This window comes from Pseudomonas sp. No.117 (genome assembly GCF_054558395.1).
Window position 1 is genome coordinate 218,811 of record NZ_BAAJNP010000004.1, and the last position, 19,200, is coordinate 238,010.

General features: G+C 66.4%; 19 protein-coding genes. 5 read left to right on the forward strand and 14 right to left on the reverse strand.

Going from position 1 to position 19,200, the window contains the following annotated elements; all coding sequences use genetic code 11:
• The first annotated feature begins 58 nt into the window (after nucleotides 1–58).
• Nucleotides 59–1,243, forward strand: coding sequence for a 4-hydroxybenzoate 3-monooxygenase (gene pobA / locus ACYJP6_RS10865; RefSeq protein ID WP_459474990.1), 1,185 nt, complete (start codon nucleotides 59–61; stop codon nucleotides 1,241–1,243).
• A gap of 77 nt (nucleotides 1,244–1,320) precedes the next feature.
• The gene (locus ACYJP6_RS10870; RefSeq protein WP_459474991.1) at nucleotides 1,321–2,097 is read left to right on the forward strand and encodes a TSUP family transporter; all 777 of its coding nucleotides are present in this window, start codon (nucleotides 1,321–1,323) and stop codon (nucleotides 2,095–2,097) included.
• Here the strand turns inward: ACYJP6_RS10870 and nudC are convergent.
• From nudC to ACYJP6_RS10895, 5 genes are all read right to left on the reverse strand, one after another.
• Nucleotides 2,065–2,892: an NAD(+) diphosphatase gene (nudC, locus tag ACYJP6_RS10875; RefSeq protein WP_459474992.1), complete on the reverse strand. Its 828-nt coding sequence runs from the start codon at nucleotides 2,890–2,892 to the stop codon at nucleotides 2,065–2,067. The two genes, ACYJP6_RS10870 and nudC, sit on opposite strands and share 33 nt — an antisense overlap.
• Nucleotides 2,889–4,589, reverse strand: coding sequence for a ferrous iron transporter B (locus ACYJP6_RS10880; RefSeq protein WP_459474993.1), 1,701 nt, complete (start codon nucleotides 4,587–4,589; stop codon nucleotides 2,889–2,891). The genes nudC and ACYJP6_RS10880 overlap by 4 nt, the downstream gene beginning before the upstream one ends.
• A gap of 414 nt (nucleotides 4,590–5,003) precedes the next feature.
• Nucleotides 5,004–5,738 (reverse strand): DNA polymerase III subunit epsilon, encoded by a 735-nt coding sequence (gene dnaQ / locus ACYJP6_RS10885; RefSeq protein WP_459474994.1) that lies wholly within the window; start codon nucleotides 5,736–5,738, stop codon nucleotides 5,004–5,006.
• Between the two features lie 17 nt (nucleotides 5,739–5,755).
• Complete coding sequence (gene rnhA / locus ACYJP6_RS10890; RefSeq protein ID WP_007161713.1) at nucleotides 5,756–6,220, reverse strand: ribonuclease HI; 465 nt, start codon at nucleotides 6,218–6,220, stop codon at nucleotides 5,756–5,758.
• On the reverse strand, nucleotides 6,213–6,989 hold the full coding sequence (locus ACYJP6_RS10895) for a methyltransferase domain-containing protein (RefSeq protein ID WP_145002890.1): 777 nt from the start codon (nucleotides 6,987–6,989) through the stop codon (nucleotides 6,213–6,215). The genes rnhA and ACYJP6_RS10895 overlap by 8 nt, the downstream gene beginning before the upstream one ends.
• Before the next feature lie 90 nt (nucleotides 6,990–7,079).
• Here ACYJP6_RS10895 and gloB point away from each other — a divergent pair, with 90 nt between their 5' ends.
• The 3 genes from gloB (at nucleotide 7,080) to fabI (ending at nucleotide 10,625) form a co-directional block, all read left to right on the forward strand.
• Nucleotides 7,080–7,859 carry a hydroxyacylglutathione hydrolase gene (gloB, locus tag ACYJP6_RS10900; protein ID WP_459474995.1) on the forward strand — a complete coding sequence of 260 codons (780 nt, stop codon included), beginning with the start codon at nucleotides 7,080–7,082 and terminating at the stop codon, nucleotides 7,857–7,859.
• Between the two features lie 145 nt (nucleotides 7,860–8,004).
• Entirely contained in the window at nucleotides 8,005–9,630 is a 1,626-nt protein-coding gene (locus ACYJP6_RS10905; RefSeq protein WP_459474996.1) for a lytic transglycosylase domain-containing protein, read from the forward strand.
• A gap of 194 nt (nucleotides 9,631–9,824) precedes the next feature.
• The gene (gene fabI / locus ACYJP6_RS10910; RefSeq protein WP_459474997.1) at nucleotides 9,825–10,625 is read left to right on the forward strand and encodes an enoyl-ACP reductase FabI; all 801 of its coding nucleotides are present in this window, start codon (nucleotides 9,825–9,827) and stop codon (nucleotides 10,623–10,625) included.
• A gap of 55 nt (nucleotides 10,626–10,680) precedes the next feature.
• Here the strand turns inward: fabI and ACYJP6_RS10915 are convergent, their stop codons facing one another.
• The 9 genes from ACYJP6_RS10915 to ACYJP6_RS10955 all read right to left on the reverse strand — a co-directional run bounded on the left by ACYJP6_RS10915 (nucleotide 10,681) and on the right by ACYJP6_RS10955 (nucleotide 19,059).
• Nucleotides 10,681–11,544, reverse strand: coding sequence for a formate/nitrite transporter family protein (locus ACYJP6_RS10915; RefSeq protein WP_459474998.1), 864 nt, complete (start codon nucleotides 11,542–11,544; stop codon nucleotides 10,681–10,683).
• The gene (locus ACYJP6_RS10920) at nucleotides 11,544–11,789 is read right to left on the reverse strand and encodes a hypothetical protein (RefSeq protein WP_459474999.1); all 246 of its coding nucleotides are present in this window, start codon (nucleotides 11,787–11,789) and stop codon (nucleotides 11,544–11,546) included. Before ACYJP6_RS10920 ends, ACYJP6_RS10915 begins: the two co-directional genes overlap by 1 nt.
• 90 nt (nucleotides 11,790–11,879) lie before the next feature.
• A complete protein-coding gene (locus ACYJP6_RS10925; RefSeq protein WP_459475000.1) occupies nucleotides 11,880–12,263 on the reverse strand; it encodes a response regulator in 384 nt (127 codons plus the stop codon).
• A gap of 109 nt (nucleotides 12,264–12,372) precedes the next feature.
• Nucleotides 12,373–12,585: a hypothetical protein gene (locus tag ACYJP6_RS10930; RefSeq protein WP_459475001.1), complete on the reverse strand. Its 213-nt coding sequence runs from the start codon at nucleotides 12,583–12,585 to the stop codon at nucleotides 12,373–12,375.
• Nucleotides 12,586–12,824: 239 nt separating this feature from the next.
• Nucleotides 12,825–14,150 carry an OprD family porin gene (locus ACYJP6_RS10935; RefSeq protein WP_459475356.1) on the reverse strand — a complete coding sequence of 442 codons (1,326 nt, stop codon included), beginning with the start codon at nucleotides 14,148–14,150 and terminating at the stop codon, nucleotides 12,825–12,827.
• A gap of 154 nt (nucleotides 14,151–14,304) precedes the next feature.
• A complete protein-coding gene (locus ACYJP6_RS10940; protein ID WP_459475002.1) occupies nucleotides 14,305–15,771 on the reverse strand; it encodes an ABC transporter ATP-binding protein in 1,467 nt (488 codons plus the stop codon).
• Nucleotides 15,768–16,589: an ABC transporter permease gene (locus tag ACYJP6_RS10945; protein ID WP_459475003.1), complete on the reverse strand. Its 822-nt coding sequence runs from the start codon at nucleotides 16,587–16,589 to the stop codon at nucleotides 15,768–15,770. The genes ACYJP6_RS10940 and ACYJP6_RS10945 overlap by 4 nt, the downstream gene beginning before the upstream one ends.
• Nucleotides 16,586–17,521 (reverse strand): ABC transporter permease, encoded by a 936-nt coding sequence (locus ACYJP6_RS10950; protein ID WP_459475004.1) that lies wholly within the window; start codon nucleotides 17,519–17,521, stop codon nucleotides 16,586–16,588. Before ACYJP6_RS10950 ends, ACYJP6_RS10945 begins: the two co-directional genes overlap by 4 nt.
• Nucleotides 17,518–19,059, reverse strand: a complete 1,542-nt coding sequence (locus tag ACYJP6_RS10955; RefSeq protein WP_459475005.1) for an ABC transporter substrate-binding protein — start codon at nucleotides 19,057–19,059, stop codon at nucleotides 17,518–17,520. The genes ACYJP6_RS10950 and ACYJP6_RS10955 overlap by 4 nt, the downstream gene beginning before the upstream one ends.
• Between the last annotated feature and the right edge of the window lie 141 nt (nucleotides 19,060–19,200).

The window sequence follows — 19,200 nt, forward strand, 5'->3', positions numbered from 1 at the left end:
AAAAATACCGGAGCCCAACAACAAGGCGGCGATTACGCCCAACAAGAGGACAGGCTCCATGCACACCCAAGTCGTCATCATCGGCGCCGGCCCTTCCGGCCTGCTACTGGGTCAACTGCTCACCCGCTCCGGCATCGACAACGTCATCCTCGAACGCCAGAGCGCGGACCACGTGCTCGGCCGCATCCGCGCCGGTGTGCTCGAGCAGGGCACCGTCGACCTGCTGCGCCAGGCTGGTGCCAGCGAGCGCCTGGAGCGCGAAGGCCAGGTCCACGAGGGTGTGGAATTCGCCCTCCACGGCCAACGCGAGCGCCTCGACCTCAATGACCTGCTCGGCGGACGCTGTGTCACCGTCTACGGCCAGACCGAGGTGACCCGCGACCTCATGGCCGCTCGCAAGGCCAGCGGCGCCACCACGCTCTATCTCGCCAGCGAGGTCCAGCCCCACGAGGTCAAGGGTGAGCGTCCCTACGTCACCTGCCAAGTCGCCGGCGAGCCGGTGCGGATCGACTGCGACTACATCGCCGGCTGCGACGGCTTCCACGGCGTCTCCCGCCGCACCATTCCGGAAGGGGTGCTCACCGAATACGAGCGGGTCTACCCCTTCGGCTGGTTGGGACTGCTGAGCGATACACCCCCTGCCAGCGACGAACTCATCTATGTCAACCATCCCCGCGGTTTCGCCCTCTGCAGCATGAGATCCGCGACCCGCAGCCGCTACTACCTGCAGGTGGAAGCGGGTGACGCAGTGGAGAATTGGTCGGACGAGCGCTTCTGGGACGAACTCAAGGCCCGTTTGCCGGCGGAGACGGCCGCCCGCCTGGTGACTGGTCCGTCCCTGGAAAAGAGCATCGCTCCGCTGCGCAGCTACGTGGTCGAGCCCATGCAGTACGGCCGCCTGTTCCTGGTCGGCGATGCCGCCCATATCGTGCCGCCCACCGGGGCCAAGGGCTTGAACCTGGCGCTCGGGGACGTGCGCAACCTGCATCTGCTGCTGGAGCGCGCCTACCGCACTGGCGACCCCAGCTGCCTGGAACGCTATTCGGCGCTGTGCCTGAAGCGGATCTGGGCCGCGGTGCGCTTTTCCTGGTGGATGACCACCGCCCTGCACCGGTTTCCGGATACCGATCCCTTCACCCAGCGGGTCCAGGATGCCGAACTGCAGGCCCTGCTCGATTCCAGAGCGGGTCGCACCACCTTGGCGGAGAACTACGTCGGCCTGCCCTTCCCCGCCATCGACTGACGGACCTCGCCGACCGGTGGTGACGGTCGCGCGTCTGATGCATGATGGCGCCCCCGTCCCACCTGGCGCTCCTCCGCATGTTCGAATTCACCCTGGATCCCATGACCCTGACGCTGCTCGCTGGGGTCGCCTTCCTCGCGGGTTACATCGATGCCATCGCCGGCGGCGGTGGCCTGCTGACGGTGCCCGCACTGCTGATGGCGGGGGTGCCACCGCACCTGGCGATAGGCACCAACAAGCTCAGTTCCACCTTCGGTAGCGCCACCGCCGCCTACACCTTCTACCGCCGCAAGCTCTTCCAGCCCCGCCAATGGCGCCATGCGCTGGTCGCCACGGCCATCGGCGCCGGCGTGGGTGCCCTGGTGGCCCACCACCTGTCCGCGGACTTCCTCAACCAGCTGCTGCCGGTCGTGGTGTTCAGCTGCGCCCTCTATCTGCTGTTCGGAGGCACGCCGAAGGCGCCGGTCCTCAGCGATGCCCCCGTCCCGCAGCGGCGCCAGTGGCCCCAGGGCGTGACCCTGGGCATGTACGACGGCATCTTCGGTCCCGGTACCGGGGCCTTCTGGACGGTCAGCAGCCTGCTGCTCTACCCCCTGGACCTGCTCAAGGCCAGCGGTGTGGCCCGTACCATGAATTTCGTCAGCAACGGCGTCGCCCTGGTCATGTTCATCCTGCTCGGCCAGGTGCTCTGGGTGCTGGGCCTGACCATGGGCCTGTCGCTGACCCTGGGTGCCTACCTCGGCGCGCGCAGCGCCATCGCCGGCGGCGCCAAGTTCATCCGGCCGGTATTCATCTGCGTCGTACTGGCGCTGACCGTCAAGCTAATCTGGCAGCACTGGTTCAGCGCCGCCTAGCCGTTGGGCTCGATAGAGGTCGATCAGGTAGCGGGAGATGGAGAACGGCGGCGGCAGGGTCGGCAGCCGTTCCATGTGAAACCAGCGGGCGTCTTCGATCTCGTCCGGCTGGCAACGGATGTCACCGGCTGCGTAATCGACGTGATAGCCCAGCATCAGGGAATGGGGATAGGGCCAGTTCTGGCTGCCCTGGTAGCGCAGGTTGGTGACCGTGACCCCCACCTCCTCCAGGATTTCCCGATGCACGCAGGCTTCCGCCGACTCGCCCGGCTCCACGAAACCGGCCAGCGTACTGAAGACGCCAGGGGCGAAGCGCGGCGAGCGCGCCAGCAGGACCTCATCGCCGCGGGTGACCAGGGCGATCATGCTCGGCGACAGTCGGGGATACTGGGTGAGGTGGCACTGCGGGCATTTAAGGCCGCGCTGGCCGTCGAGGGCGAAGGTACGGGTGCCGCATTGCCCGCAGAAGCGATGCTGGCGCCCCCAGGTGCCGATCTGGTTGGCGTAACCCAGTAGCTTGAACAGCGCATGGGGTGATTGCAGCATCAGGGGCCGCAAGGATTGCCAGGTGCAGCCTAGGAGTTCGACCGGTGCGTCCAGCTCCAGCAGGGTGACGGCCTGACCCTGCCACTGCCCCAGGCCATGGCGCTCGCCCTCGAGGCCCTGCAGCCTAGGGTCGTCCACGGCGAAGAGTACCTCGGCACCCGCGGTCAGGAAGGCCTGACCGCTATGTACCACCAGCCAACCGGCCGGTGTCGCGCTGGTCTGGAACCAGCCGGCCTGCCACTCGATCATGCCGCGGCCGACGTCCAGCCCAGGGCACGAATGCTTTGCGCCGCGATGTCGAGAATCTCCGGCGTACCGTCCTGGCTCTCGGTGCCGCCGCTTTCGACGAAGAACTCGATGCTGCTGAGCGCATCCGCCAGCATCTCGAGCGTCGCGGGCTCGCACGCCTGGCCACCTTCGATGAGACAGCGCTGGATGTAGCCGGTGCAGGCGCGCACCAGTTCGGCCGCCCGCGGATTACCGAGGAAGAACAGGGCTCCACGCACGGTATCGAGCAGCGCCGGCACGGTCGCCAGGTGCAGGGTATCGCCGCGAGAGTCAAGGAAGGCGCCTATGGCGCGCTTGGCATCGGTCAGGCCGCGATAGGCTTCCCGATGCAGCAAGGCCTGGGCCTCGCCCAGTTGGTAATTGGCCACGCTTCCCTGCACGTCCTGGGCTTCCAGCGGGACGTCCATCAGCGAGCCCTGGCCCTCGGGATGGGCGATCAGGCTTTCCACCAGCAACAGGGCATCGGCCAGGGGCGCGAGGTCCTCGAGCACCAGGCTGCGGTCCTTCAGCTGGGAAACACTCGGCAGGCACTGCTGCAGGATCTGGCCGGCGCTTTCCTGGCCCACCATCTCCAGCGTCTTGCCCAGCAGGCCGACCTGAACGTACAGCCGGGAGAAATTATCCGAGAACGGCACCCGGCGCTCTTCACTGCTGGTACGCAGCTCGCCTTCGATGAGATCGATGAGGTCCTTCACCGTATCCAGCTCTTCGCGGATGGCGGCGGACAGCGAGTGCATCACCGCCTGTCCCGGGCCGGCCAGGCGCTTCTTGCCGGCTTCGAGCTGGGCGTCGGTGAAGCCGAGGCGCTCGATGCCGTAGGCATCCATGACCTGTCGCGGATGGGTGCTGTCGACGCCGGCCAATGCCAGCAGATAGAGCAGTTCCTTGAGGGTGCTGCGGGCCGGCTCGTGCAGCTCGTTGCCGAGCATCTGGCGCAGCTCGCGATCGACGCGGGCAAACAGCTGCTTGCGCTCGCGGGTAGCGGTCAGGCGGCCCTGGGCGAACCCCTCGGCGGTGGCCGCGGCCACCCAGGGCAGGTAACCGCCGACGTGATCGTGCAGCAGGGCGGCGGATCGCTCCAGCGCCCGCGCCATCAGCTTGAGGCTGGCCGTGCCCTTGACATCGCGCAGGAAACCCAACAAGCCGATCTGGTACATCTGCCGCATTCTGCGCGCCTGGGCCTGGCGCTCACGCGCTGCCAGCCGGGTCACCTCGGTGACTGCCGGGCGTTGATCGAGGCGTACGCTGAAAAAGTAGCTTTCCGGGAGTTCCGGCTCACCGCCCGCCAGGCGCAGGGCATTGATGGCCGGCAGCAGCAGCTCGGGCATCTCGTCCTGGCCGCTGCGCAACTGCTCCAGATAGCGACGCAGGACATGCAGCCCCCGGCAGATGGCCATGAGGTGCTCGTCATGCTCGGCGCCCGCCCCGGCGGGAATGTCATTGGCAATCTGCAGCGTCTCGTGCGCCAACAGCTGGGCACCTGAAAGCTCGATGAGCGTCAGGGCGCCACGGATCTGGCCGATGCTCTCGACGGCCCGCTGCAACAGGCTGCTGCAGTGCCGTTCGACGATGAATCGTTCAAGATGGGACTCTGCTTCCTCGATGGTCGCGAACAGCTGTTCACGAACCAAGCTCAAAGCTCTCGCTCCGGTCACCATGGTGCCTTACGCCTCCTGCGCCATTACAACCTCGCAAACGCCACTCTAAAACGGGAAGAAAGGCTTGCTATTCCTGATGGAGCCTGGATACCCGCGTCGTCCTGACCGGGCCACGCCATTCATCCAACGCTCACTCGTCAGGGTGCGACGAGTGCTCACTGGAACCACCGCTCTGGAACGCTATACCTGTACATCCACAAAAGCGAAGCGATCATTCCGAATCGTCATATGAAACCCCAGAACCCTGAAAGTTCCGCGCGCTTCGAAATGTGAGGCTTCATGCGGGCTCAAATGACCAGCCTGCAGCATCCTTGTTGAACGGTAGCTGAAAATTGTGAAGCCTTTCAGCTTATTCGGACGAACGCGAACGCCGGTCTCGGGCGAGGCCTGGCGTACCGCGCCGGGAGGGCGCCGTTATTCGGCACTGCTGCCCGCGAGCCAGAGCGGCGTCTTGCCACAGCTCTTCTCGATGGCCGCCATACGGGCGGCATGGGCGTCGAGGTCCGCCGGGGTGGCCGTGATCACCCGTGTACGCGGGCGTTCGGCCGGGAGTCGCCGGATCGGCATGATGTAGTCGCCATCGCCATTGCCTTCCTGGCCATGGGCCGCCAGGGACAGGCTGGTCTGGCCACCGGTCATGGCCAGGTAGACGTCGGCGAGGATCTCGGCGTCCAGGAGGGCGCCGTGCAGTTCGCGGTTGGAGTTGTCTACGCCATAGCGCTTGCACAGGGCATCCAGGCTGTTGCGCTGGCCGGGATGTCGACCGCGCGCCATGACCAGGGTATCGAGCACCGAACAATGCTGGGCGATGTCGGCCCGCTCGGGGTGGCTACCCAGCCGGGCGAACTCCATGTTGATGAAGCCCACGTCGAAGGGCGCGTTGTGGATGACCAGTTCGGCGCCTTCGATGAATTCGAAGAAGCTGTCGGCGATCTCGGCGAAGCGCGGTTTGTCCGCCACGTATTCATCGGTGATGCCGTGGACCGCGATGGCGCCCTCGTCGATCTGCCGATCCGGGTTGAGATAGACATGGAAATGTCGCCCGGTCAGCCGCCGGCCAATGACCTCCACCCCGCCGATCTCGATGATGCGGTGGCCATCGGTCACCGGCATGCCGGTGGTTTCGGTATCCAGAACTACGTATCTCATCGCTAACCTCTTGGCTGTTACGCCTTGGCGGCCTGCTTGGCCTGCCGGACCTCATCGACACCGCGGTTGGCCAACTGGTCGGCCCGCTCGTTCTCGGGGTGGCCGGTATGGCCGCGCACCCAGCGCCACTCGACCTGATGGCGCTGAACCTGTTCGTCCAGGGCCTGCCACAACTCGGCGTTCTTGACCGGTTGCCGCGCGGCGGTCTGCCAGCCGCGCTTCTTCCAGTTCACCAGCCACTGGGTGATGCCCTTCATCACGTATTCGGAGTCGGTGGTCAGGCGGATCTGGCAGGGGCGCTTGAGCGCCGCCAGCGCCTGGATGGCCGCCATCAGCTCCATGCGATTGTTGGTGGTGTTGGCTTCACCACCCCAGAGCTCGCGCTCCGCACCCTTGAACTTCAGCAAGGCGCCCCAGCCACCCGGACCGGGATTGCCCTTGCAGGCGCCGTCGGTAAAGACCTCGACGATGTCGTCACTCATTGGATTCACTCGATTCGCGGCGGCTGATCTTGGCCACCGGCATGGGCACCAGCTTGCCACGCGGTTCCTTGCGCGCCTGAGGCACGGGGCGCAGGCCGAACATCAGCTTGCGCGCCGACAGCAGGTAGAAGCCCGCGCCCGCTGCCTGCTCGCAAGGGGGTTCGGGTTCGCCCTGCTCCATCCAGGCCAGGCGCTGCTGCCACTTGGGGGATGAAAGCGGCGGACGATAACACCCGAAGCGACGTTTCTCCAGCGCGAAGCCCAGCACCGACAACCAGTCCCCTACCCGGCTGGCGCCGAAACAGCGCGCCTTGCGCAGCGCATCCCGGGCCAGGTAGTGACGCACGCCCCACAGGCTCCAGGGATTGATCCCCACCACCACCAGATGGCCACCGGGCCGCACGCTCAACGCCGCTTCCCGGAGGAGTCGATGGGGTGCCAGCGAGAAATCCAGGCCGTGCTGCAACAGCACCACGTCGGCGGCATGCTCGCCCAGCGGCCAGGCGCCTTCCTCGCAGACGATATCGACATCGCCCAGGGGCGGACCTATGCGTACCGAGTGGCGCAGCTGGCCACAGTTGGCCGGCGACTCGGGATGCGGGCCGTAATGGACGAGATAGCTGCCGAAGTGCCGCTTGAGCTCCTCGTCGATCAGCACCCGTTCCTGCTCCAGCAACAGCTGGCCGAGCGGCCCCGCCAGCCACTCGCGAGCGGAGCTCATGAGCTTCAGCCAGCGCGGGTCGACCTGGGCGGAGAATTCATCGTGCATCGTCTGGTCCTCTGTTGCGGAAGCCGAAGCTATTGCCCTGCCACTGACTTGCTACCCTAGGGACCTGTCGTCCCACCAGAGAGCGTACCCATGTTCGACATCCTGCCCCTGCCCGCTTTCAACGATAACTACATCTGGCTGCTCAAGGACGCCGCGACGAGACAGGCGGTCGTGGTCGACCCGGGCGATGCGGCCCCCGTACTGGCCTGGCTCGACGCCCATCCGGACTGGCGCCTGACCGACATCCTCATCACCCACCATCATAACGACCATACCGGCGGCATCGCCGCACTCAAGCAGCGTAGCGGCGCCCGGGTCGCCGCACCGGCCGACGAGCGCATCGCCGAGGTCGACCTGGCCCTGCAGGACGGCGATCGCCTGGAGGTCCTCGGCGCCACCTTCGAGGTGCTGCGGGTACCGGGCCATACCGCCGGCCACATCGCCTACTACCTGGCCGGCGAACATCCCCTGCTGTTCAGCGGCGATACCCTGTTCTCGGCCGGTTGCGGGCGCCTGTTCGAAGGCACGCCGAGCCAGATGCTGGCCTCGCTGCAGCGGCTGGCGAGCCTGCCGGATGCCACCGCGATCTACTGTGGCCACGAATACACCCAGAGCAACCTGCGCTTCGCCCAGGCCGTCGAACCCGCCAATCCGGCGGTCCAGGCAGCCCTGGAGGAAACCCGTCGCCTGCGTGAGGCCAACCGCCCCACCCTGCCCACCCGCCTGGCTCGCGAGCGCACCTTCAATCCCTTCCTGCGGACCGCCGAAGCCAGTGTCCGACAGCGCCTGCAGGATGAGCGCGGGGTGGCCGCGGATGCGTCGGAGGATACCTTCTTCGCCGCCTTAAGAGCCTGGAAGGACACGTTCTGACATGCATTGACGAAGGCCCTCCGGGCGGCTGCCGCATCGCGTTTCCGGCCGTCGTCCCGGTCACAGGCCTGTGGGTTGTTCCTTGACCCCCCAGGATGCGGTTCCTAGAATCGCCCATCCTCCAGATCCCGGAAAGCCCAGACCCATGCCGCCAGCGCCGCCGAAAACCCGCGAAACAGACGTGCTGGCCACCTCTTTCAAAGTCTCGGCGCTGTGCCTCGCCCTCTTCCTCGCCGGCTGCCAGAGCAATCAGCAACCGGTGGATCGCGCCTATCAGGCCGATCTGGAAATGGCGCCCAACAAGATCCAGCGGCCGCCGGAATGGCTGCGCAAGGCCCCCGCGGCAGCGGCCACCAGCGGCGATATCTGGGATCGGGTCAGGGACGGCTACCAATTGCAGGGCGCGGGCGACAACGGCACCAACCCGCGCATCGATCGCCAGCGTCTATGGTACGCGAGTCACGACGCGGCGCTCTCCCAGTCCTGCAGCCGCGGCGCGCCCTACCTGCACTACATCGTCGAGCGCCTGGAAGAGCGCAACATGCCCCTGGAGCTGGCGCTGCTGCCGGTGGTGGAAAGCTCCTTCAATCCCAATGCCCTCTCCCGCAGCGCCGCGTCCGGCCTGTGGCAGTTCATTCCCACCACCGGCAAGTACTTTAACCTGCGCCAGACCCGCTTCTACGACGGTCGGCGCGACATCACCGCCTCCACCAACGCCGCCCTGGACTACCTGAGCAAGCTGCACGACATGTTCGGCGGTGACTGGCTGCTGGCCCTGGCTGCCTACAACGCCGGTGAAGGCACGGTCAGCCGGGCGATCGAGCGCAATCAGTCGCTCGGCCTGCCCACCGACTACTGGAACCTGTCCTCGCTGCCACCCGAGACCCAGGATTACGTCCCCAAGCTGCTCGCCGTCTCCCAGATCGTGCGCAACCCCGGCGCCTATGGCCTCGCCCTGGAATCCATTCCCGACGAGCCCTACTTCGAGGTGGTGGACATCAAGCAGCAGCTGGACCTGACCCGGGTCGCGGAGCTGGCGGACCTGGATGCCAACGAACTCTACCGGCTGAATCCGGCCTACACCCAGCGGGTGGCCATGGACGGACCCAAGCACCTGCTGGTACCGGCGGAAAAGGCCAAGCGCCTCATGGCCACCCTGCCCACCATCGCCTCCGACGCGGTGGTGCAGTGGCAGGAGTACAGGGTCCGGCGTGGCGATACCCTGCGCAGCGTCGCCAAGCGCAATCGCGTGAGCGTCGAGCAGCTCACCGCGCTGAACAAGCTCAGCAGCGGCAGCCGCCTGGCCGCGGGGCGTGAACTGCTGATCCCGCGCCGCGAGACCGGTAACACCACGACACCGCTCGAGACCATCGCCGTGGCCGAAGAGCCGGTGGTCCGCACCTACAAGGTCAGGACTGGCGATAGCCTCTGGTCCATCGCCCGCGCCAACGACGTGGAACTGGGTGATCTGAAGCGCTGGAACGACCTCGGCAAGCGCGGCCTCAAGGTCGGTGAGACCCTCAAGCTGCACGGCAACGGCAGTGCGATCGAGACCGCCGCGGCGATCCCCGCGTCCTTTACCGTGAAGACCGCCAAGGCGAGCGGCAAGGCCAGCAAGAGCGCCCCCACCTACTATCGGGTGAAGGCCGGTGATTCGCTCTACCAGATCGCCAAGCGCTACAACATTGGCGTCCAGGCCTTGCAGGACTGGAATCCCCGCGTCGCCTCGGCCCTGACGCCCGGCCAGACCCTGACCCTGTTCCTCAACTGAGCCGCGACCGCTCACCGCAGCGCTCATCCAGCGCTTTTGTCGCGGGTATCGACCTGCTACCTTACCGCCCCACCCGTGCCTGGCCCCCGAGGGGACCAGGCCAGATCTCGCTCTGACCTGCGCAGAGCCCTGCCCAACCCGGGACCCAGCCCTCTGGCTGTGGCCGGGGATTCAACACAGAAGAGGAAAAAACCATGGGATTTCTCGCCGGTAAGCGCGTTCTCATCGTCGGTGTCGCCAGCAAGCTGTCCATCGCCTCCGGCATCGCCGCCGCCATGCATCGCGAGGGCGCTGAACTGGCCTTCACCTACCAGAACGAGAAGCTCAAGGGCCGCGTCGAGGAATTCGCCGCCGGCTGGGGCTCCGGTCCCGAGCTGTGCTTCCCTTGCGACGTCGCCGACGACGCCCAGATCGAAGCCGTCTTCGCCGAGCTGGCGAAGAAGTGGGACGGCCTGGATTGCATCGTCCACTCGGTCGGCTTCGCCCCTGGCGACCAGCTGGACGGCGACTTCACCGCCGTGACCACCCGCGACGGCTTCAAGATCGCCCACGACATCAGCGCCTACAGCTTCGTCGCCCTGGCCAAGGCCGGTCGGGAAATGATGCGCGGCCGTAACGGCAGCCTGCTGACCCTGTCCTACCTGGGTGCCGAGCGCACCATGCCCAACTACAACGTCATGGGCATGGCCAAGGCCAGTCTCGAGGCCGGCGTGCGCTACCTGGCCGGTAGCCTCGGCCCGGAAGGCACCCGCGTCAACGCCGTGTCCGCCGGCCCCATCCGCACCCTGGCCGCCTCCGGCATCAAGAGCTTCCGCAAGATGCTGGCCGCCAACGAGCGCCAGACGCCCCTGCGTCGCAACGTGACCATCGATGAAGTCGGCAACGCCGGCGCCTTCCTCTGCTCCGACCTGGCGTCGGGCATCAGCGGCGAGATCCTCTATGTCGACGGCGGCTTCAACACCACCGCCATGGGTCAGCTGAACGACGACGAGTGATGGCGGCAACTGCCTGATCACTGTGAAGGGCCGGCAATTGCCGGCCCTTCTGCTTTCAGCTGTCGCTGCGTACCTGGGCGTGACTGATCAGGGCGAAGATCAGGCTGCCCCCGACGATGTTGCCCGCCAGGGTCGGCCCGGCGAAGGTCAGCCAGAAATCGCTCCAGCTCGCCTCGCCAGCGAACACCAGATAGGCCACCTCCAGGCTGCCCACCACGATGTGGGTGAAGTCACCCAGGGCCATCAGGTAGGTGACCAGCACGATGATCCAGATCTTGGCGCTTTCCGCCGAGGGCAGCATCCAGACCATGGTGGCGATCATCCAGCCGGACACTATGCCCTTGGCGAACATCGCCGAGGCATCGTTCTCCATGACATGGGTGCCGATCTCGAGGAATTTGGCATCGGTCTTGGCATCGAACAGCGGCAGATGCAGGATCACGTAGGCAACCAGGATGGTCCCTATGAGATTGCCCACCAGCACCACCCCCCACAACCGCGCCAGGCGCCCGAAATTATGCAGCGTGGGCTCGCTCATCACCGGCAGCACCGCCGTCAGGGTGTTCTCGGTGAAGAGCTGCTGGCGCGCCAGGATCACCGCCAAGAAGCCGGCCGAGTAGCCGAAGCTGGCGATGACCTTGCTGTAGCCGCCTTCCGGCAGGTTGGCGTTGAGCAGCCCCATGGCCATCAGCGACAGCCCCATGGTCAAGCCCGCTGCCAGTGCCGACCAGAACAGCGCTGCAAGGGTCCGTTCGAGTTCGTGATCACCCTGGGTGCGGATGATCTCGTGCAGTACCACCGCCCGGGGCAACTGATTCTCGTCGACGTTCTCCTCTTCCTCGCGAGTCAGTTCCGGATCATCCGGACCCGACTCCTGACCCTGTCGAGGTTCTTCGGCCTTTCCTTGGTCTCGATTCATCAGACGGCCTGCTCATCCCAAAGGAGTTCATCGTCATCGCCGATCTCGGTCACGCGATTGAGCGCCGCATCCGCCGCCTCTTCCGCCTCGGAAGCTAGATCGAAATGACGTTCGATAGCGACCTTGTGAAAGGTCGGATGGGCATCTTCCCGGCGCGCCTTGACGGCAATGACGGCTTCGAATCCCTGTTCAGCCGGAACGGCGGACGAGATCGCTTCGTGATGAGTGAAATGCTTGATGGCCATGGACGGCGAAGTCTCCCAACCTGCGGCGACCGGACTGGTCGCGCCTGATCAATAGACTGCCCAAGCGGAAAAACGATCTATGAGCGCCTGTCAGGCGCCGAGGAGTTTTTGCACCTGCAAGTGCAGGCGTTCGAGGGAAAACGGCTTGGTTAACAGCGGGACCTTGCCCAGCAACGGCGATCCGGTGTCGATGATCTCCGCCGGGTAGCCACTGATGAACAGCACCTTGAGATCGGGACGCAGCTTGAGGGCGGGCTCGGCGATCATGACGCCGGACACCCCATCGGGCAGGCGGAAATCGGTGATCAACAGGTCGAGACGCGGCCGGCCGGCCAGGATGCTGAAGGCTTCCAGCGATGAAGGGGCCTGCAGGACGGTGTAGCCGAGTTCGGAAAGGTAATCCGCCAGGATCATCAAGATCTGCGGTTCATCCTCGACTACCAGGACCACCTTGCCAGTTTCCGCACTCACCATCTAACCCCTGTAGCCACGCGTTCGGCTCCCTTGGACAGGAGATGCCGATAAAGTTCCACTCTGAGAAAAAGGCAACGGGCCGCCAGCCAGAGCCGACGACCCATAGTCCTTACTGCTGTTGCTTCTGGCCTTGCTCATTGATGGTGGTCTTGCCGGCACCGGTAGCGGCGCCTGCACCCTCACCGGTCTTCTGACCCGCCGGGGTACCCATGCCAGCGCTGTTGGCCTTCGGCGGATTGCCGGCGGTCTCGGTAGCGAAAGCGGCACCACTGACGGCGATCAGGCCAGCGAACATCAAGGCGGCGGTTTTCTTTGCGTTCATGGTAGGACTCCAGGTTGATTGGACACTGTTTAGGCAGGCCAAGCGCCGATTCGTTCTCCGCCCTCGAACGCAGGTGCTGTAACCGAATGCGAAGCAGCGCAACGATCACCGCTGCATCACCGGCCGCCCGCTCCAGAGCCGCCGAGCCGCTGGCGAGGCTGGACGCCTCGCCCAGCCTCGCGTGGCGCCAACTTGCCCCTACGCCCTAACCTGGCCGGGATGCTCACCCATGGCCAGCCTCACAATAGGCGCAACGGATAGTCGAGGATCAGCCGCAGCTGGTCGACCGAGCCACCCGTGGACAGCGAGCCGCGATGCCAGGCCTGGCGGACCCTGATCGACAGGCCCTTCGCCGAACCGGACTGCACCGTGTAGCGACCCTCCACGTTGAGCTCACGCTCCTGGTCGTCGGCGCCATAGAGGCCACGATAGGCACTGGTCGCCGGTAGCTGGCTGCCGTCGATGTCGGTGCCCTTGATGTAGCGGGTCATGAAGCTCAGGCCCGGCACGCCCAGTGTCTTGAAGTTGAGGTCGTAGCGCGCCTGCCAGGAACGCTCTCCCGGTGCGTTGAAGTCCGAGAACATCGAGGCATTGCCGAGGAACAGGCCGCCACCCACACGGTTGTTATCGCCGAAGCCGATATAGTCGAAGGGCGTATCGCCGTCGATGCGTTGCCAGCCGAGGGTGAAGGTCTGGGCGCCGTGGCTGTAGGCGGCCGCCAGACTGTAGGAGATATTGTCGATGGCGCCGGCCTTGGCCGCGCCCGTGTCCAGGGTGCGGTAGAGATTGGCGTCGAAGGTCAGTGCCTGGGTTGCGGAGAGCGGCTGTACCAGGTTGAAGTTGCCGTAGTACTGGTTCCAGATGTCGTCGAGCTGGGCGGCATAGAGCGACAGGCTAACGCCCTTGGCCAGGCTGTATTTGCCCCCGGCGAAGTCGACATGGTCGGCACGCCGCCGGGCGTAGCCGGCCCAGAGGTCGCCATCGCGGTTGGTGCTGACCTGATCGGTACCGGCCGTGAAGTGACCGGCCTCCAGGGCCAGGTCAGGCACATCGGTACTTAAAAGGCTCCAACCGGTCGCACTCTGGGGCAACAGCCGGCTGGTGCTGATGGCGAACACCGGCGCCGTGGGCAGTTGCTGGCCATAGCGCACCACCGTCTTGCCCAGGCGTAGCTTGGCCGCTGCGCCGGCACGGGAGTAGTCGTCGGCGGGTTCGTTGCCGGCATGGACCGGCAGGTTGCCGGTACCGCGCCGCCCGGGACCGCCATCGAGCTTGAGGCCCAGATAGCCGAAGCTATCGACACCCAAGCCAACGGTGCCTTGGGTAAACCCGGACTGGTAGTCCAGCAGGAAGCCCTGGGTCCAGTCCTTCTGGTCCGCTCGGCCATTGCGGCGGTCGCTGCCGAAATAGTAATTGCGCAATGTCAGGGTGAGCTTGCTGTCTTCCAGGAAGCCCTCGGCCGCAGCGTCCTGGCCACCTCCCAGCAGCGCACAGCCGCCCAGCATACCCAGCGCCAGAGGCGCGATGAGGGCGCCTCGCTTCTGCTGACGCCCGGTAGGTGCCATTCCTTGTTGATAGTGCGAGCTATCCATGAAGTCCTCTGCCTGTGGTAGGCCATTCGATGGGTTGAAACAGGCGCGCAGGAAGGCAAGGAAGCCCCTGCGCCGCCTTGGTGACACGCCTCGTCAGGGGCCCGCGCATGCCACGCGGGCCAAGATCTCAGCTCAGGGATGGCGCCAATGGACGAAGCTCCCCTGCAGCGGGCGCCAACGCCGTCGCTGTTGGGGTGCTGGTGGCCAGATGGATACGCCGATCGGCCACCGCATCGACCAGGGCCTCGTCGTGGCTGACCAGCAGGATCGCCGTGCCGAAGGCTTCGGCGGTCTCGACCAGCAACTCGATCATTTCCTTCTGGGTGATGAGATCCAGCCGCGAACTGGGTTCGTCGGCGAAGATCAGCGCAGGATCGAGCAGCAGCACGCGCAACAGGGAGAAGCGCTGCAGTTCGCCGCCGGAGATATTGCCCGGCAGCCGGTCCAGCAGCCGCTCGTCCAGGCGCAGGCGCTGCATCAGGCGGCCGATCCGCGCAGCGTCCAGGCGGTGCAGCCGGACCAGATCCGCCAGCAGCTGGCGAAGCGTCACCGAGGGCGCGAAGGCGGCCACCGGGTCCTGATGCAGCTTCTGGAAGGCGAACCGACTCAGGCCCGAGCGACGGCGGATGGCCCCGGCGCTGGGATCGGCCAGCCCCAGGAGCATATCGCCGAGGGTCGACTTGCCACAGCCGGAAGGCCCGGTCACCCCGAGGATCTCGCCAGCCCTGACCGAGAAGGACAGGCCCTCGAACAGCTGCTTGCCACCGCGCCGGGCACCGAGATCCTCGACCGCCACCACCGCCTCGTCGGCGAGGATTCGCGTCGGGCGCTTCGGCCACTGCGCGGGATCGGCAGCCAGCAATTGGCGGGTATAAGCATGCTGGGGCTGGTCGAGGACCTGTGCCGCCGGGCCGGACTCGATCACCCGTCCCTTGAGCATGATCATCACCTCGCCACCCAGCCGCCGGGCGACCTCCAGGTCGTGGGTGATGATCAGCAGGCTGCCACCGTCGGCCAGCATCGCTTGGAGCAGCTCGATGACCTCGTCGATCCGGTCGCGATCCAGGCCCTTGGTGGGTTCATCGGCGATCAGTACCGGCGAGCCGCCCGCATGGGTCGCGGCAAAGGCCAGGCGCTGCGCCATGCCGCCCGACAGCTGGAACGGGTACTTGCGCTCGGCACCCGCCAGACCGAGCCGTGCCAGGTCCGCCGAGGCCTGCTCCCGGGCTTGCGCAGTGGAAAGCCCGACCACCTGGGTGTAGGTCTCGGTTACCTGGGCGAGCGCCTTCATGGTCGGGTCCAGGCTCAGCCAGGGCTCCTGGGGCAGGACCGCGAGCCCCCTGCCCCAGTGCTGCCGTCGGCCCGCCTGGCGGCCTTCCTCGCTGAAGCCGTCCGGCAGGCCGATCTGGCCGACGGCCTGGAGTCCGGCCGGCAGGTTGCCGACCACCCCCTGGGCGAAGAGGCTCTTGCCGGAGCCGGTTTCGCCGATGATCGACAGCACCTGACCAGGCGCCAGGGAAATGGACAGCGGCTCCACGAGTTGCGTCTCGGCGGTACGGATCTCCAGCGCCGTGGTAGTGAGCGACGTGGTCATGGCTTGCGCCCTCCGGTGATGAGCATCAGCGACAGCACGGTGATGAAGATCGCGAGGATCGGCAGGGCGATGACGAAGGGCGCCTCGGCGTGATACGGCAGCAATTCGGTGATCATCAGCCCCAGTTCGGCGGTGGGTGGCCGGACGCCGATGCTGACGAAGCCGAGTGCGGCGATGGCCATGATGGTCGAGGCGGCGCCGAAGGCGGCGATGGTCAGCAGGACCGGCGCCAGTTGCGGCCAGAGGTGCCGGCGGATGATGTAGGCCGGACCGAAACCCAGCAGCTGGCTGGCGGCCACGGCGGGCGACGCCAGCACGGTACGGGACAGCGCGCGGGTCATGCGGAAGTACTCCACCCACAGCACCAGGGCGACGGCGCTGTAAAGGGCGACGAAGGAGCCGGGAAATACGGCGACGATCAGCAGCACCAGTAGCAAGCCCGGCAGCGCCAGGAACAGCTCGGCCAGACCGCCCAGCAGCTTGTCGACCAGTCCACCCTTCCAGGCCGCCAGGATGCCCAGCAGCACCCCTGGCAGCGCGGCGGTGCAGACGCTGATGAAGGCCAGCCCCAGGGAGAAGCGAACGGCCACCGCCAGTCGCGCGAGCATGTCCCGCCCCAGGTGGTCGGTACCCAGGGGATAGGCCTCGCTCGGCACCGCCAGGATCGCCAGATAATCCTGGCGCGCGATATCGCCCGGCCACAGCAGCGGCGTGAGCACGGCGAAGGCGACCAGGGAGGCCAACAGGCCCAGGCCCAGCCAACGCGCCGGAGCACGCGCCGGCGGCGCCGCCAGGGCGACGGTACTTTCCAGATTCATGCGTTTCTCCCGCGCGGGTCGATCAGGTGGTTGGCGAGATCGACGAGGGTATTGAGGATCACGAACAGCAGGCCCATCGCCAGGGCCGTGCCCTGCACCATGGGCACGTCACGCTGGACGATGGCATGCACCAGCCCGTGGCCGATGCCCGGCCAGGCGAATAGCGTCTCCACCACCACCACGCCCTCGATCAGGTACACCAGCTGCACCCCGAGGTAGGTCACCACCGGCACACCGATATTGCGCAGGCCGTGGCGCAGGAATACCCCGCCCCCCCTCAGGCCCTTGAGCCGACCGAAGGCGTAGTAGGCGGAGGCCGCCACCTCGACCGTCGCATCCCGGGCTACCCGCGAGGACACGGCAGCCAGGCCCAGGGCCAGGGTCAGCGTCGGCAGCACGCTGTGCCAGAAGGTGCCGTGCCCCGCCGCCGGCAGCAGGTTCCAGGCGATGGCGAAGAGCAGCACGAAGAGCACGCCGAGGACGAATTGCGGCAACGCCCGGATCGCGGTGGTCAGCACCAGCAGACCGCGATCCAGCAGGCTGCCAGGACGCAGGCCAGCCACAACGCCCAGCGGTGGGCCGAGCAGCAGGGATACCGCGACGGCGCCGACCGCCAGACGGATGGAGCTGCCCAGCTCATGGGCGACCACCTCCACTACCGGCTTGTCGGATACCAGCGAGCGACCGAGGTCCAGGGTCAGGAGATCGCCGATCCAGGCCAGCAGGCGCCAGAACAGCGGCTGATCGAGGTTGAGCTCGGCGCGCACCGCTTCGGCGGCCGCGGTATCCACCAGATCGTAGCCATAGCGTCCGGCCGCAATGCGGTAGGCGGCGTCCCCCGGTAGCAGGCTCATGAACAGGAAGGTGAGGCCGCCTACCAGCAGGGCGACCAGGCCTGCCTGCAGCAGGCGGAAGGCGAGCAGGCGCGTCATTGGGCCCACCGCATCTTGCTGAGGCCGAAGGTGCGCTCGAAGGGATCTATGCTGGCCCCTTCGACGGCATCCGAGACGGCCAGGGTCTGGCGGTACCAGGCCACCGGGATGACCGGCAGCTCCTGCTGGACCTGGGCCATGGCAGCGTAACGCTGGCGCTGCTGTTCGGCCGGGTCATCGCTGGCCAGCAGCGCATCCAGCGCCTGATCGAAAGCGGCGTTCTTCCAGCCCAGCGGCCCCCATTCGGCCCCACCCTTGGCGAAATCGTTGAGCAAGGTGACCAGGGGATCGGGTACCAGGGCGAAATTGCGGCCGTAGAGGGCGAGCTGCAACGTGCCGTCCTTGTAGGCTGCCGGGATGGCGCTGGAGTTCTCCACGGCCACCTCGACAGCTACCCCCACCTCGCGCAGCTGCGCTTGCAGCGCGGTGGCGATCAATGGCAATTCGGGACGATCGGAATAGGTCAGCAGCTTGAGCTTGAGCGGTTTGCCGTCCTTTTCCAGGATCCCGTCGGCGCCTGGGGTCCAGCCCTGCTTGGCCAGCAGCGCGCGCGCTGCCGCGGGGTCGTAGGCCAGGGGCGCCAGCTGCGGGTCATGCCAGGCGGGGACATTTTTGGCGAACAACTGGGTAGCCCCGGTTCCCGGCGCCCGCAGTACCGCCGCGGCCACGCCCTCGCGCTGGATGGCCAGGCTGAGCGCCTGGCGCACCTCTACCGGCGCGGTGGCACCCACGCCGGAATTGGGCGTCAGCAACACCACCCGCGGGATCGGCTCGATCAGTACCTTGAGGCTGCTGGAGCGCTTGAGGCGGGCGATGCTCGGCGGATCGATCTGGAACACCAATTCCGCGTCGCCGCTTTCCGCCATCAGGGTCCGCGTCTCGCCGCGACCTGCCGCCAGGTAGGTGGTCTTGGCGATCTGCGGCGGGGCGCCCCAGTAACCGGTGAAGCGCTCGGCGGCCAGCCGCTGCGGCGGCTCCAGCAAGGTCAGGCGGTAGGGTCCGGTGCCCAGGATCTTCTGTACCTTGCCGTCGGCATCGTAGGCGCCGGGCGCCAGGATATTGGTGGACGAATGGGCCAGCAGCGCCAGCAGCGGCTTGAACGGCTTCGCGAGCTGAATCACCACCTCGTTGCCGGACGCGGTGACCGACTCTATGCCAGCCTGCTTGAGCACGCCGGGCTTGCCGCGCGCCGCGTTCAGGGACGCCGCCACCGCGGCCGCGCTGAGCTCGCTGTCGTCGTGGAATTTCACCCCCTGGCGAATGACCAGGCGCCAGGTCCGACCATCCGCCGACTCCGTCCAGCGCTCAGCCAACCCGGGCACCGGCCGGCCCTGGGCATCGACGTCGAGAAGGGTCTCGGTGACCTGCATCCGCTGGAAGACCAGGCCTGAGATGGACGGATCCAGCCCGCCGATCTCGAAGGGACCCACCACGTCGAAGACGCGTTCCTCGGCAGCGGAAAGCGGGGGATGGAAGGCGACCAGGGTCGCCAGGGCGGAAGCCGTCAGGGCCGTACGGAGGATGCGGGATGAAAGCATGACAGTCCTTGTGAGAACGAAACGCCGCTGCTGGCCGGAAAGACCACTGCAGGGGCAGGCCAAAAGAGGCGCACGTTATATCATAACGTTTTCGTCGAAGAACCCAGGCCAGCCGTTATGGCAACATCTTGAAACAGCTCA

Excerpts from the sequence above, each read along its gene's own strand:
- pobA (WP_459474990.1), top strand. The coding sequence starts at position 59 with ATGCACACCCAAGTCGTCATCATCGGCGCCGGCCCTTCCGGCCTGCTA.
- ACYJP6_RS10870 (WP_459474991.1), top strand. The coding sequence starts at position 1,321 with ATGTTCGAATTCACCCTGGATCCCATGACCCTGACGCTGCTCGCTGGG.
- nudC (WP_459474992.1), bottom strand. The coding sequence starts at position 2,892 with ATGATCGAGTGGCAGGCCGGCTGGTTCCAGACCAGCGCGACACCGGCC.
- ACYJP6_RS10880 (WP_459474993.1), bottom strand. The coding sequence starts at position 4,589 with ATGGTGACCGGAGCGAGAGCTTTGAGCTTGGTTCGTGAACAGCTGTTC.
- dnaQ (WP_459474994.1), bottom strand. The coding sequence starts at position 5,738 with ATGAGATACGTAGTTCTGGATACCGAAACCACCGGCATGCCGGTGACC.
- rnhA (WP_007161713.1), bottom strand. The coding sequence starts at position 6,220 with ATGAGTGACGACATCGTCGAGGTCTTTACCGACGGCGCCTGCAAGGGC.
- ACYJP6_RS10895 (WP_145002890.1), bottom strand. The coding sequence starts at position 6,989 with ATGCACGATGAATTCTCCGCCCAGGTCGACCCGCGCTGGCTGAAGCTC.
- gloB (WP_459474995.1), top strand. The coding sequence starts at position 7,080 with ATGTTCGACATCCTGCCCCTGCCCGCTTTCAACGATAACTACATCTGG.
- ACYJP6_RS10905 (WP_459474996.1), top strand. The coding sequence starts at position 8,005 with ATGCCGCCAGCGCCGCCGAAAACCCGCGAAACAGACGTGCTGGCCACC.
- fabI (WP_459474997.1), top strand. The coding sequence starts at position 9,825 with ATGGGATTTCTCGCCGGTAAGCGCGTTCTCATCGTCGGTGTCGCCAGC.
- ACYJP6_RS10915 (WP_459474998.1), bottom strand. The coding sequence starts at position 11,544 with ATGAATCGAGACCAAGGAAAGGCCGAAGAACCTCGACAGGGTCAGGAG.
- ACYJP6_RS10920 (WP_459474999.1), bottom strand. The coding sequence starts at position 11,789 with ATGGCCATCAAGCATTTCACTCATCACGAAGCGATCTCGTCCGCCGTT.
- ACYJP6_RS10925 (WP_459475000.1), bottom strand. The coding sequence starts at position 12,263 with ATGGTGAGTGCGGAAACTGGCAAGGTGGTCCTGGTAGTCGAGGATGAA.
- ACYJP6_RS10930 (WP_459475001.1), bottom strand. The coding sequence starts at position 12,585 with ATGAACGCAAAGAAAACCGCCGCCTTGATGTTCGCTGGCCTGATCGCC.
- ACYJP6_RS10935 (WP_459475356.1), bottom strand. The coding sequence starts at position 14,150 with ATGGCACCTACCGGGCGTCAGCAGAAGCGAGGCGCCCTCATCGCGCCT.
- ACYJP6_RS10940 (WP_459475002.1), bottom strand. The coding sequence starts at position 15,771 with ATGACCACGTCGCTCACTACCACGGCGCTGGAGATCCGTACCGCCGAG.
- ACYJP6_RS10945 (WP_459475003.1), bottom strand. The coding sequence starts at position 16,589 with ATGAATCTGGAAAGTACCGTCGCCCTGGCGGCGCCGCCGGCGCGTGCT.
- ACYJP6_RS10950 (WP_459475004.1), bottom strand. The coding sequence starts at position 17,521 with ATGACGCGCCTGCTCGCCTTCCGCCTGCTGCAGGCAGGCCTGGTCGCC.
- ACYJP6_RS10955 (WP_459475005.1), bottom strand. The coding sequence starts at position 19,059 with ATGCTTTCATCCCGCATCCTCCGTACGGCCCTGACGGCTTCCGCCCTG.